Below are 12990 nucleotides of genomic sequence, written 5' to 3' on the forward strand. Positions count from 1 at the left end.
GGCTACCATTGATAACCCACACCGACAGCACCGCCCATGTCACCTTGACTAGTAGTTGTACCAGAAATTTTAGTGACCCATTTTCCATTGTCGGAGATGGTGGAAACCCCTAATGCCACGGCCGACTGGCTCTGATAAGTTCCACCACCAAGACTAACCATACTTGCGCCAGGCTGGTAAGGCTGCGGTAAACTCGCCATTGCCATTGCGCCAGAGATACCTGCACTGAGCTTATCTTTATTATCATCAACCATATTTTTCAACGCCCCGAACTTGTTATCGGTATATTGATTGGCCTGAGTTATACCTGAATTCAGCTGGTTCACATTCACTGCATCTGTACCGCGCGTCCCTGCTGCAACATGAGCAACCTGACGCTCGCCCCCGGTGTATCCCACTGACACGCTGTTATCCCGGTCTGTTAAAGAATTATTACCTAGAGCAACCGCATTGTTATGTGCGGCCTTTGCACGAGTACCGATTGCCGTACTGTTATCACCGCTGGCAACCGTACCCGCACCACCGGCGACAGCATCTTTGCCCGTTGGACGTGGCTTAGGCTGGCTGGAGGTATTGTTCACCTGGAACATTCCCTCTTTGCCATTAGTGATATTGTTCACTTTGGAATCAACGGCATTAAGCTGTGAAACATTCACCGCATCGCTGTCTTCTGTTCCGGCCGCGAGGTTGGTAATGATGGTCGTGTCCCCCGCCAGGGTAATTTTGTTGTAGTTGGTAGTGCCATCGTTGTGAACATCATATTTCGTTGAACGATTATCCAGATGGGTGACCCCTTCGGTAATATTGTTCACCGCGTCAGCCACGGCATATAACTGTGATCCATTGACCGCATCGGTACTGGTGGCTGTCACCCGCCCTGCAGCCACGTTGGTTACGGTGCGCTCTTCGCCAACATCACCGACACTGACTGTACCGACAGGAGTATTCCCCGCGAACGCGTAATCTTTCCCGCGGATATTAATCCCTTCAGTGCCAACAGTTTCTTGCGTTTTTGCACCATCACCCAGCGCAATACTGCTTGCCGTACTGGCTTCAGCTCCGTGACCAATGGCAATAGCATTCGCTGCACTCGCCGTAGCACTTTGTCCAATAGCGACAGCATCTGTTCCCGTCGCGGAAGAGTCTGTCCCAGTAGAGTTAGCGTGGAAATATTTAGTCCCGCCGCCATAGAGATTATTGATGGTGTTATTGGTTTCGGTCAGCTGCGCAAAGTTCACGGCATCGTCTGGCGCTATACCTGCGGCAACATTAACGATTTTGGTCCCACCGGTTTTGGTGGTGGTGTTGTGGGTGTCACCGCCCAGCGTGATACTGTTGTAATTCGTTGAACCATCGCTATTTTTGTCATATTTGACCGAATTTTCGTCCAGTTCAGTGATGCCAGTATTAAGGGTATTGATTGCCTGATTGGTGGCATAGAGCTGAGATCCATTGACCGCATCTGTACTGTTTGTATTAAGACGTCCTGCCGCTACGTTGGTGATAGTCCGCTCACGCCCCTGGCTGCCTACGCTAACGGTACTGAGCGGATTAGCCCCGGCGAAGGTGTAGTTGACTCCGGCAATCGTCGTGCCAGTGGTGGCTACTACGGTATCGGTTTTAGCACCTTGTCCCAGCGCCACACTGTTTGCCACATCTGCTACTGCACTCATACCAATCGCCACTGCGTCAATACCCGTTGCGGACGAGTCTGTACCCGTCGAGTTGGCATGGAAATATTTGGTGCCGGTAGTAAAGATGTTATTGATGCTGTTATTGGTTTCCGTCAGTTGCGCAAAATTGACTGCATCGCCTGGGTCAGTGCCTTCGGCCACATTGATGATTTTGGTTCCACCGGTATGGGTTGTGGAGTTATAAGTGTCGCCACCCAGCGTAATGCTGTTGTAGTTCGTGGTGCCATCCACATAGGTATCGTAATGCACCACCTGACCGCTGAGTTCGACAGTCTCTTGTTCTACCGCTTTTAACTGACGAATATTCGCTGCATCGGTTTCTTGTGTCCCGCCTGCCACGTTAGTCAACTGACGTTCCCCTCCGGCAAAGCCAACAGAGACCGCACCGTTACCTGACGTAACCGCTACTCCGGAAAACAGCTCTGTCGCCCCGCTCATGCCTACCCGGTTGGCCACGGAATTGCTTCCGATTGCTACACCTTTGCGGGTGCTGGCGACAGACTGGGTACCAATTGCAATCGCCTGATCGGCCGAAACTGCGGCCAGTGTTCCCATCGCAATACCGAATTCGGAGTTCACATCAGCAGAAGCTCTGCGCCCGATAGTGATTGCGTTGATAGCATTCGCGGAGGTTTCAGCGCCGAGTGCAATACTGCGCATCGCGTTCGACTGAGCCTGATAGCCTATCGCCAGGGAATAATCCGTAAGCGCCTTTGCCTCAATACCTGTAGCCTGCGCAAAGCGACCTGATGCCACAGAGTTGGCGCCCGATGCGATAGAATAGCTTCCGGTCGCACTGGCTCCATATCCCGTTGCAATGCTGAACTCGGCTGAATTTGAACCGGCACCAATGCTCACGGAATCCTGACCGTTGGCCTCGGCAGTATCACCAATGGCAACGGCACGAATATCATTGGCATGGGCACCAGGGCCAATGGCCGCCGATCCGAGACCGGAGGAAATAGCATAGTTACCCAGAGCAAGCGCATTAATTTCGTTGGCTTCGGCAAAGTTACCCAGGGCGGTTGCGCCCGTTGTTGTTGCCTTAGATTTTGCCCCGATGGCAATAGCGTTATCGCCTGTTGCTTCGGTCAGGTTACCGATAGAAATCGTCCATTGGCCATTCGCCTGGGATTCTGACCCCAGCGCAAATGCGGCCAGACCATTCGCCGTGGTGTTATTACCCATTGCCATGGTTTCATCGCTAAGCGCCTGTGCATTGCTGCCGATGGCCATCGCAAGATTTCCCTGCGCTTGCGCATTCATTCCGCCGGCGAATGAACCTTCGCCTGAGGCCAGTGCCTGATAGCCAAAGGCCAGAGCATCCAAAGCCGTAGCCTCAGCAGAAGCGCCGATAGCAACCGAGTTATCACCCGTCACCAGCGTGTTATCGCCCAGCGCAATCCCATTTGAAGTAGATGCAACGCTGTTTGGCCCAATAGCGATCGAGCCAGATACACCCGTTGCTTCCCCCCCATTAATAGAAGTATTTGCTACGTTATTACCATCCAGTGCTGCTGAACTAGTTCCTCTTTCAGCTACCCATGCCTCAGCAGGAAAAGATAACAATGCGGCGGTTAATGCTCCAGATGCAGTAATTATACGACGCGGGCCATTTTTGCCTTTGCCATTTGCTCGTGAATATTCCCCGGCAATAACCCAGACAGAATGGACCTTATTCCATACCAGACGATAAATTCTATTCATAAATATTCCTTCCCCGGTGCCATACCGGAAATAACGTTAATTCACTACTGCTTGTAGAGTAGCGGTGAGATCATTAAACAATACATATTCCGAGTGATGCATGGCTCACTCACGTAACGGACTAAAAAGCCATCAAAAGCAAAAGAAACTTTCGCAGTGTAAGTAGTTATTATTTATTATTGGTACGTTATATTAAGCACAGCCAAAGCATTTGCTTCACCAGGCATCACAACAGGCTTTGTCTGATAATAACGGGCAGTTAAAGGTAATGACTCTGACGCTCCCGCAGTGGACTTTAATAACAAAGACTCCCCTATTTTTAATGGCTGGCCATTATACATTAATTGCATTCCGACCCCACTGGCAGTACCCGTACTACCTTGTCCACTTAAGGCAAAGACACTGGTGTCTGCCACATCCGGATGTTGGGTCGCACTCAACGTGGCGTAAACATTCGTACCTGCAACACAGCTCAGACCTAAGTTTTGCGTTGCCGTCTTAGCCGGATTAAATCCCACCGCTGAACCGAACTCGCTGGCATTTAACGTACCCATTTCATAATTTAAAGATGTGGTAGTTAATGTACACACCTGCGGGATGAGCTTTGTAGCTCTCCCAAATGTTGGGCTAGATATGAGGTAGTTTGCTGTTGTATTTGTGGGTTGATAAGCCATGCTAACCATTGTCGACCTCATACTTCCAGTCTCCATTGGTTCGTTTGGCCCCGCTAACTTCACCCATTCAACCGTTAATGTTGTACTTCCAAATACTGTGTTTGCACTATAAGTCTGAAGCAGTAATGTAGAGTCAGGAGTAATATACTTACCCAACGCCGAATCATATATCCGAATGCCAATCCCTATATTAGTTGTTTGATACACATTTGCAAAAGAGGTAACCTGTGTCGAGTTTGCAGTGAAACTTTTATATATTTTAGTTGTCGCACCACACTTTATTGATACATTGATTGAGCCAGACACTCGAGCGATTACTGTTCCCGCAGGATCCGAAGGTTTATAAACAATCTGAGCTCCTGGAGAAAATTCCGGATACTGCTCGAAATCAGTCCCACTGCCAGTACAACCAGGTCCAGGAGCAGCTAATGCTTCAAAACTCGATGAACCTAAAAGAATTGCAATGAATAAAAAACAAATGTGAGACCTTGTTAAACTCATACAATAACACCATAAGTAATTCATACTATAGACTCTGAAATCTTTGAATAGAACACAGAACAATTAAATGAGAAAATATTCGAATTAATTGTTCTTACAAGTTACGTTCAATTGGATAACACCAGTACTTTGATCCGCAGGGAGAGACACAGGTAATACACATTGTTCACCCACACCCTCGCCCCATTCAACTTTCAGCGTTGTCTGCGGAGGCAAACCGGTGATATACGCCTGGCCGCCATCTCCAACAATAAAGCCTTCGGCACTACCGTTATCGGCAAATTTCACCGTGGCACCAAACGGAACCGCTTCACCGTTCGCTTGCCTAATGGTAATGAGCGCCCGCGCACCGATATTAGCTTTATATTCTGCACGCACTACCGCCCCCCGGGTCGGTACCACTGTTTGTGTGGTCAGATCCAGCTCAACGTCATCCGGCAGCGTTTGGGTATCAAGCGTCAGGCTGTTTTCACGATAAGGTGTCAGGCTGGTTGCTACCGTGTATCCGCGCCAGTCGGTTTTCACACCCTGCTGGCTTTGTACGCTCACACCTTTTGCCCCCGGGGCCTTCACCAGGCCAATGGTTTCACCCAGCGGTTGTGAGAACGTCACGCCGTCTTCATGTGCCAGAATCCCGCCAGAAACCCCATAATTCACCCGCTGGCTGTCCTTGTTATAACCATACCCGGCGTTCACTTCTCCATAGGTCCCTTTGTAATCCGCATTCAGGTTACCGGTATTGCCCTGGCCTTTGGTGGCATACCCTTCCTGCACACCCCAGCTCAGCGCATTGTTCTGCAATGCAACCCCGTTCATCCCCACCATATGCGACGTGCTGCCCTGCTTGCTGGAACTCATGTTGTAGTTGGCCCAGGTTCCCGCCATAAATTTATCCAGCGGCACACTCACGTTCAGTGCAAAGACCTGATCCTTGTCATACATCTTGCCACTGCTGCCTGTGCCGCTGGCCGTGCTGTTCTTGCTCCAGGTGTAGTTCATGCCCCAACTGACCCCTTTCCAGGAATTGTTATACCCGGCGCTGTAGGACTCCATCGACTTGTTCTGCGACCAGTAGTCCTCTTTGATTGCGCTGAGGCTTAAAGCCCCAAAAGCTGCGCCCAGGGTCTGGCTGACGGTCAGTTCCATACGGTTACGGCGACGTTCCTGTAACGCGCTGCTGTCGCCATAAGAGTCGAGCACTTCCTGCAGGCTGTAGTAACCGGCAGTGGAGTAGCGGTAACCAGCGATAGCAAAGTTGGTGCCACTATCCACAAAGTTTTTGCTGTAGCGAATACGCCATGACTGGCCATTTCTTTTCGCCATATCCTGCGGAGTGGACCATGCCTGAGTGACGTCAGTTGAAAACGCACCGATGTCACCCATATTTTTACCCACACCCGCCGCCAGAGACTGATAATGACTCGACTCCTGAACGCCACCGTAAAGTGTAAAACCGTGTGGCAGACCATAAATGCCCGTGCCCTGTGCGAAAGGCGTTTTATCCACGCTCCCGTCATAAGAACGATACTGCCCACCGGTTAAGGAATATTTAAGGCGTCCTTCACGTTGCAGAACCGGCAAAGAAGCAAAAGGCACCACTGAATGCTGCTCGGAACCGTCCGCTTCTTTGATGGTGACATCCAGGTCACCTGAGCCACCGGTCGGGAACATATCGGTGATTTCAAACGCGCCGGGAGCAACATAGCTTTGATAAATAATGTAACCATTCTGCCGAATGGTGACCTGTGCATTGGTACGCGCAATACCACGAACAACAGGGGCATAGCCTTTCAGGCTATCCGGTAACATCTCATCATCTGACGCCAGTTGACCACCGCGGAACGGCACTGAATCGAACACATCCGCCGGAGAAGAACTGTCCCCTAACGTCATCTGACTTTTCAGCGAAATAATATTGCGCTGCGCATAGGTGTAGACCGTATCCCAACGGTCCTGACCGTTACTGTCACGGTTCCAGGTTGTGTAGTTTCGTAGTCTCCACGCGCCGAGATTCAACCCAGGACGCAGGTTAGCGTACTGACTGTCGGTGTCACCGCTGTCTGAACCGCTAGTTTGATCGCCACTGAAACTGTAATTCAATAACGCCGCATTAATCCCTTCATCCCACCGTTCTGGTGGCATGTAACCACGCGCTTTTGGCGATAACGCGGCTTGCGGAATGCTAATCAACAGTTTTTGGGTGTTAAAAAGGAACTCATAACTGGCAGAGGGGATTGCCGCAAGATTAGCGCATTCATTGCCCTTTCCTAATTCAGGGAACAGTTCTGTTTTCACACCAAAACTGTTTAATAACGCCACGCTTAAACACGGAGCGAGCTCTTGCTGTTCATTGTTATTAATGGCCTTAAATTCAATTTCTCGCGTATCGACCATTTGATCATTAACAATCACATCTACACGATAGTTACCTGGCGCCTGGATATCATCTTCAAAACCTGATAAATCAGCACCTTTCATCGTTGGGTTGTCTACACCTAAAAATTCCGGGTTGAAATAGTCACGCGCCTGAGTTTCGCAGGAAACACCTGACAGGACCAACGCCACACAATAAGCCAGGCGAGCAGAAAATAATCGATGTAAAAATAACTTATTCATGGCTGTACTTATTCCTTCATTGTGTTGACTGCGCGTCCTGCTTGCGAAATATCAACCTCGTCATTAGCCATCAACAATACACATGGAAATACCAGGCATGCTGAATAGATGTCGCGATTAAAAAACTTAGATTAAATTCCAGAGGCTTTAATTCTTATTAAAATAATACTGCTAAGTAAAATTATTTAACGCGCAGGAAAAACATTAATAACTAATGCCTGCTGCGATTATTGATAAGTAAAATCAGCGTTCACAATAGAGGCAAATGTCCCGCCTTTCGCTCCACCCTGGGGCGTGAAAATCCTCGCTGAAAGTGGAAACCTGGAAAATCGCATCCCATCAGCCTCGCTGATTTCGATATCTTTTGTAATGAGACTCCCGTTGCTGTACACCACATCACGAGTCAAGTTTGTCAGACGCAATGCGACGCGCTCTGCACTTCCTGAATTCGCAAAAGCGGTTACATCATCATCATCTGCTGTCCCGCTGAGAGTGAGTGTCACTTTCTGGACAGACTCAGGGCAATCAATAACCTTTAACTGGAAATTCTGCCACTCTCCACCACTCCCCGCGTCGCTCAAACTTCTTGCCCCAACCGGGCTGAATTCGATCGTTTTCGATACAGTGTTTACATTTACCGTACAGGATGATGCCACCACCACCCCACCGATATTAATATTGGTCGCCCAGGCACTGCCAGACAGTAATGCTGGTATCAAAACTAACCATAAACGGGACACGAAAGCCTCCTGAATGCGTATCCTGAGCGTTCGCCCATTACTGATAGGTAAAATCGGCAACCACAACAGAGCTTATGGTTCCTGGCGTCACAGAACCGGCAGCGGTATACGCACGAGCTTTCAGTTTAAACGTCACAGTGTTATCGGCCAGTACTGGCAGCGTCAGGGTCGTACCGTTAGATAACAGTGAGCTATCCTCTGCATTTGACAGTTCCACCGCCAGAGGGGTTGCCGTACCGGTGTTTTTGTACATGGTGGTGCTGGTTGTATCAGCTGTACCAGTAAAAGTGGCTTTAACGTTGGTGGTGCCCACCGGGCAACTGGTCAGTTTCAGATCCTGTGTAACTGGCGTACTCCCGGAACCCGCCGTTGCTAATGTAGAAGCCTGAATGTTTTGCCCTAAGTCCATCGTTAAATCACCAGAACCTGAGTTAACCACGCAAGGAGAAGCCACGACTTTACCGGTGATATTAATATTCACTGGGTCAGCCGCAAAAACAGCGGCACTGCTCATTAAAAACATGCTTACCGGGATGAATAATTTACGCATTTCCACTTATCTCTCTTTCATTTCACGCCATGCGCGATATTTGATGTTAACCAGCCGCTGTATCCGGCTGGCCTTTTAATACAGGTTGACGATCGGTGACCTCTTAAGATTGGCTTTGAGTATCACCTTAAATACTGCCGCAAACGTTTATTACATTTTTACCTGGTGGATTTCACCCTGAGCACCAAAGTCAGTAATCAGACGGAAGGTAATTGCGCCGCTATTCCCCGCCATTTTAAATTTAGTATTTGCACCAGGGGCGACGTAGGTAACGTCAGGTAACGACTTGCCACCCACTTTAATTTCGTTGAAATTCATATAATAGCCAGTTGGATTCGTTACCTGTAATTCATCACCTACACGGGTCCATTTCAATTGCTCAGCTAATTCCCCTGGTACTTTTCCTTTCAGCGCTTCGGGGCGGTAGATCAGCTTTATGCGTGTTTTTACCGCTATCTGTAGCGTATTGTCTTTCTTAGGCGAGGATGGTATGGATTTAATATTCAACCAGTACATCGACTCTTTGTTTTCCGCTAAATTCCCGGCACGGACAATACGCATCACGTTTTGCTGTCCCTGATTCAGCCGGAACAACGGAGGAGTAATGACAAAGGGGGCTTTCTCAGCGCCACCGCTCTGGGTTTCAATCCAGGACTGGATAAGATACGGAACATTATCCGGGTTGCTGACGCTCAGTGAAGACTCCTTTTTACCGCCGTCGTATATTACGCGAGTGCCACCAATAATGACCCCAGCGTTCGCTGCTGTGATAGATAATATCGCCAGCAGACATGTGAATAAGGTATTTCGAATAACTTTCATTTTTACTCCAGGATTTAAGATTACGGGCTGGACATGCCAGCCCGTATTTCTTATTAAAAAAATAAGAAATTAGTTGTAGTTCAGAGTGAACTGAGTCACTGCATTAGCAGGGCCCGCAGTTACGGTGTCGCTCATTGCAATGTAGCGTGCATAGAACGGCAGCTCATTGTCACCTTCAGCCAGGTCGTATGGCGCAGAAGCGGTAAACAGAGGCAGTTTTTCCTGAGACTTGTCTGCCAGTTCGATTGCTACACCCTCAGCCACGTCTGCATCCTGAGTCAGCTTCAGTACGCTGTCGTCGCCGTCATAGCCAATACCGTCGAACTTAACGGATGCGCTGGTTACGGTGGCCGGGCAATCTTTCACTTTCAGCACAAATTTGGTGGCTGAAGCTTTAGAGCCTGCACCGTCAAAGGCAGAACGCGCAACTTTGCCCAGATCAACTGTCATCGTGTTGTTAGTACCGATATCAACGACACAGGCTTCATCCGTGATTTCACCGGTGAAGTTTACAGTGCCATCAGCAGCAAACGCGTTAGCAGCTGAGAAAGCGACAAAAGCAACAGCAACAGCAATCAGGTTCTTTTTCATTACATTTTCCTTAATATTATTTTAACTAAAGTACAAAAACACGTATAAATAACCCCCTGAGACAAACCAGGAACTCATTTAATTTCAATGTGTATAATTCATTTATACCTACACTAAGATATAAATCTTCCATTCGCAGCGAGTAACATTTTCTGAATCAGAAAACATATAGAAAGGCAGAACTCACAAGACCCAAACACCAGTAATAATGCCGGGTTGTGATGGATATTACCGCCAGGACAATTCTCATATAAAAACGCCTACTGGTTCAAGTGCTTTCTCGGTCTAACTTTAGACCGAGAAAGTCATTCATGAATAAACTTTTGCCGCGCAATAATACGCACCACCTATAAACGAAAGCTTTTTACTGTAATAATTAGCGGGCTATTTGCAGATGATTAAAAAACAAAATTTAGATTTATTTTCAGCAACATACAAAAATGAGGATCGCCGCCCCCATCAAAGCATTTTGAATCTAATCGATTATTTTGACGCTAATTCCAACAAAATTGAAACAAATTCTCAACAGATTATCCACTATATTGAGAATGAAGAGAGGAACGTTTTCATTCTTCACAAGGGGAGCGTTGGACTATATCGCTCCCGTGATTCCATGGTTCTAAATTCAGAATCATCGCCATTTATCTTCGGCTTTAGCAATCAGATATCAGATCCTGACTATCTTTTCATGCGTACTCAGGAGCCATCGACAATCAGTTATTTACCTCTGAGCGAAGCAAACAAGATTGTTGAAAAGAACGATCTCTGGAAAGATTTAGCCTTCCTGCTGGTATATACCGCTGCGAGGGTTTACGAACACTGCTCAAGTATTTCTCAGCCTACATCTTACGAAATCATAAAGTACCAACTGCTCGAGTTGATGAAAGAAAGCGATGAGATCCGAAACAATACTACCGCTGCAGGGTATATCAAGAGCAGAACATTTTTGTCACGAAGTGGAATCATGCGCATCTTATCTGAGCTTAAAGTCGGGGGCTACATCCAGATTGAACGTGGCGTATTAACCAAGATTATCCATCTACCTAAAAAATATTGAGTTTTTTGTAGAGGATGGTATGAATCGTCAGAATCTTTGCACTACGACAAGGGCTGGTCATGCGGTAAGCGCATCGCATTATTTCTGCTATATTCTTAGATAAACTCTTTGCAAGTTTGTATGAATATGAACGAAGAACCTCAAGACTTGGTTGTCTTTTTGAAAGAGCAAAACCCGTATTCCAGGGCACTCGTAGAGCAACTTGGCCCCTATGTCACCTTCGAAAATTATCCTCCGGGGGAGAATTTACATTATGAGATTGAAGGGCAAAAGTACTGTTATCTCATACGCAGCGGCGAAGTCACGATGTACCGGGAATCAGATAATGTGTTACTGGCGCTGATTCAGGCTCCTACATTACTCGGTGCCGGTGCGTTGCTGGCAAAAGAGATGAATCTGTTCATTACGACAAGCCAGCCGTCTGAAATCGCAGTACTAACCATGGATGAAATTTTTACGTTGCTTTCAAAACACAATCTCTGGGAGACATTTTCCAGACAAATACAGATCACTCTTAACAAGCTACTGATTGCTACATCGCGGCTGACTGTCACTGACAGTTACGGTTTACTGCGAGCGCAGTTGATTGAACTAATGAGAGAACCAGAAAATTTTCGTGAGGGGATCACAGCTGAAAAGTATATTCGCAGTAAAACCCGGCTTTCAAGAAGCGGGGTGATGAGAATTTTGTCCGATCTAAAAGCAGGCGGCTATATTGTACTTGAAGATGGAATTTTGAAGAAAATCAACAAACTACCAGAAAAATACTGAAGAGCACTCAGTATGGAATGAGCAAGACCTGTCCTGATCCCAGGAGTAGATACAACGCTCACTTAGTAATCTCGGATCCTTCATTATCATAATTACCCAGTCTCCAACCCACAGTAAATTCAGACGGCATCCGATAAATAAGAGTGGAGCGCGGGCGGCATTCGTTATAATCCTGATGCCATTCACTGAGGGTTTTCTGGTATGGCTTGCGTCGCTCATCCTATGTTCATTCAGGCATTCATTGTGAAAGCGTCCGTTAAAGTTCTCATTAGATTCTTTCTATATCGGCTTGCCGGGCTGGATAAGCCGCGGCGGTATGCACCTTAAAACACGCAATGGATACTTTATGCCTGTTTTAAGGTGCGTTATTGGGGTCCATCAGCACCGTTTTTATGGCTGTTAATGCGTAAAACACTGTGTTTTATTCCTGAGAGAACATCAGACCCGGTATTCGCCCCGAGAATCATGATCTCAAACTTATGCCTGAGGTGCTTTTCTGGCATCTGGACTCTCAACCGAACTCCGTTCGATTATTTGCTGCGGGCCAGGACATCAAACGGTATAACCAACAGGTTGTTTGGGCTGGCTGGTGAGGCTACTGACAGAATATATTCCTCCTCAATATCCTGCGAATACAGATGCCAGCGCTTTCCCGCAACGGTGATGTCACTGTTATTTAGCTGCGGGCTGGGTAAGGTGAATGATGTCGGTGATAAGTAAAAACCCCGGCCATCTGCTTTGATGATGGCTTCTTTTAACGTCCACAGGCGAAAAAAATCAGCTTGCCCGCTCCGGTTGAGCGATGCAAATTCCTCAGGCGTCAGCACCTCTTTATAATCCTGAATATCAATGGCAGTTTTCTTTTCAATATCTACGCCGATGTCGCCCTGAGTCGTATATGCGCACACGGCCCAGCTTCCGGCATGTGAAATATTAAACCCGCCTTTTATACCCGCGACGCCTGGCTTGCCATAGCGGTTATATTGCAGAGGGGGAATAGAGTTTCCCTGATAGCCTTCATGTTTTTTTAACGCATAGCGTAACAGCATCTTCCCCATTAGCGTCCGTCGTTTATCATCATCAAAACGAAACCGGTCGAACGCCGCCCGCTGATTTTCATTCAGGAGGCGTCGCTGCAGATAAAGCTGTTCTCTGCTTAGCCCGTCGATACGAGAGCAGTAAATAAAATTCATGCTTTCCCTTTCCCCTCCACTGAAATCTTCCCCGCCTGCCCGGCAGGGAAATTAATAAGCTGCATGGCGTTATT

At 47.7% G+C, this 12990-nt stretch carries 10 protein-coding genes and 1 pseudogene; 2 read left to right on the forward strand and 9 right to left on the reverse strand.

The features are described 5' to 3' along the window. Positions 1-2: 2 nt before the first annotated feature. From AAE045_RS01575 to AAE045_RS01605, 7 genes are all read right to left on the reverse strand, one after another. Positions 3-3401 (reverse strand): YadA-like family protein, encoded by a 3399-nt coding sequence (locus AAE045_RS01575; RefSeq protein WP_455546186.1) that lies wholly within the window; start codon positions 3399-3401, stop codon positions 3-5. 176 nt (positions 3402-3577) lie between these two features. Further along, positions 3578-4576: a fimbrial protein gene (locus tag AAE045_RS01580; protein ID WP_455546187.1), complete on the reverse strand. Its 999-nt coding sequence runs from the start codon at positions 4574-4576 to the stop codon at positions 3578-3580. An 84-nt stretch (positions 4577-4660) separates the two neighbouring features. Further along, positions 4661-7192: a fimbria/pilus outer membrane usher protein gene (locus tag AAE045_RS01585; protein WP_455546188.1), complete on the reverse strand. Its 2532-nt coding sequence runs from the start codon at positions 7190-7192 to the stop codon at positions 4661-4663. A 227-nt stretch (positions 7193-7419) separates the two neighbouring features. Then, complete coding sequence (locus AAE045_RS01590; RefSeq protein WP_455546189.1) at positions 7420-7932, reverse strand: fimbrial protein; 513 nt, start codon at positions 7930-7932, stop codon at positions 7420-7422. A 37-nt stretch (positions 7933-7969) separates the two neighbouring features. Beyond that, the gene (locus AAE045_RS01595; protein ID WP_455546573.1) at positions 7970-8482 is read right to left on the reverse strand and encodes a fimbrial protein; all 513 of its coding nucleotides are present in this window, start codon (positions 8480-8482) and stop codon (positions 7970-7972) included. Between the two features lie 150 nt (positions 8483-8632). Then, a complete protein-coding gene (locus AAE045_RS01600; protein WP_455546190.1) occupies positions 8633-9304 on the reverse strand; it encodes a fimbrial biogenesis chaperone in 672 nt (223 codons plus the stop codon). A 69-nt stretch (positions 9305-9373) separates the two neighbouring features. Then, positions 9374-9895: a fimbrial protein gene (locus AAE045_RS01605; RefSeq protein ID WP_455546191.1), complete on the reverse strand. Its 522-nt coding sequence runs from the start codon at positions 9893-9895 to the stop codon at positions 9374-9376. Between the two features lie 394 nt (positions 9896-10289). Between AAE045_RS01605 and AAE045_RS01610 the strand changes: the two genes are divergently transcribed. After that, a complete protein-coding gene (locus tag AAE045_RS01610; RefSeq protein ID WP_455546192.1) occupies positions 10290-10952 on the forward strand; it encodes a helix-turn-helix domain-containing protein in 663 nt (220 codons plus the stop codon). 120 nt (positions 10953-11072) lie between these two features. Beyond that, positions 11073-11723, forward strand: coding sequence for a helix-turn-helix domain-containing protein (locus AAE045_RS01615; RefSeq protein WP_455546193.1), 651 nt, complete (start codon positions 11073-11075; stop codon positions 11721-11723). 58 nt (positions 11724-11781) lie between these two features. Here AAE045_RS01615 and AAE045_RS01620 read toward each other — a convergent pair. Together AAE045_RS01620 and AAE045_RS01625 are read right to left on the reverse strand one after the other, a co-directional pair. Beyond that, positions 11782-12032 (reverse strand): annotated as a pseudogene (locus AAE045_RS01620) (integrase core domain-containing protein); the annotation flags it as partial. 221 nt (positions 12033-12253) lie between these two features. Further along, positions 12254-12916 carry a 4'-phosphopantetheinyl transferase family protein gene (locus AAE045_RS01625; protein WP_455546194.1) on the reverse strand — a complete coding sequence of 221 codons (663 nt, stop codon included), beginning with the start codon at positions 12914-12916 and terminating at the stop codon, positions 12254-12256. Positions 12917-12990: the final 74 nt, after the last annotated feature.

It is taken from the genome of Dryocola clanedunensis (genome assembly GCF_038405435.1).
Taxonomy (GTDB): Bacteria; Pseudomonadota; Gammaproteobacteria; order Enterobacterales; family Enterobacteriaceae; genus Dryocola; species Dryocola clanedunensis_A.

Bases quoted from the DNA above. Each gene is read 5' to 3' on its own strand.
- AAE045_RS01595 (WP_455546573.1), bottom strand. From the start codon at position 8,482: ATGCGTAAATTATTCATCCCGGTAAGCATGTTTTTAATGAGCAGTGCC.
- AAE045_RS01585 (WP_455546188.1), bottom strand. From the start codon at position 7,192: ATGAATAAGTTATTTTTACATCGATTATTTTCTGCTCGCCTGGCTTAT.
- AAE045_RS01625 (WP_455546194.1), bottom strand. From the start codon at position 12,916: ATGAATTTTATTTACTGCTCTCGTATCGACGGGCTAAGCAGAGAACAG.
- AAE045_RS01575 (WP_455546186.1), bottom strand. From the start codon at position 3,401: ATGAATAGAATTTATCGTCTGGTATGGAATAAGGTCCATTCTGTCTGG.
- AAE045_RS01600 (WP_455546190.1), bottom strand. From the start codon at position 9,304: ATGAAAGTTATTCGAAATACCTTATTCACATGTCTGCTGGCGATATTA.
- AAE045_RS01615 (WP_455546193.1), top strand. From the start codon at position 11,073: ATGAATATGAACGAAGAACCTCAAGACTTGGTTGTCTTTTTGAAAGAG.
- AAE045_RS01605 (WP_455546191.1), bottom strand. From the start codon at position 9,895: ATGAAAAAGAACCTGATTGCTGTTGCTGTTGCTTTTGTCGCTTTCTCA.
- AAE045_RS01610 (WP_455546192.1), top strand. From the start codon at position 10,290: ATGATTAAAAAACAAAATTTAGATTTATTTTCAGCAACATACAAAAAT.
- AAE045_RS01580 (WP_455546187.1), bottom strand. From the start codon at position 4,576: ATGAGTTTAACAAGGTCTCACATTTGTTTTTTATTCATTGCAATTCTT.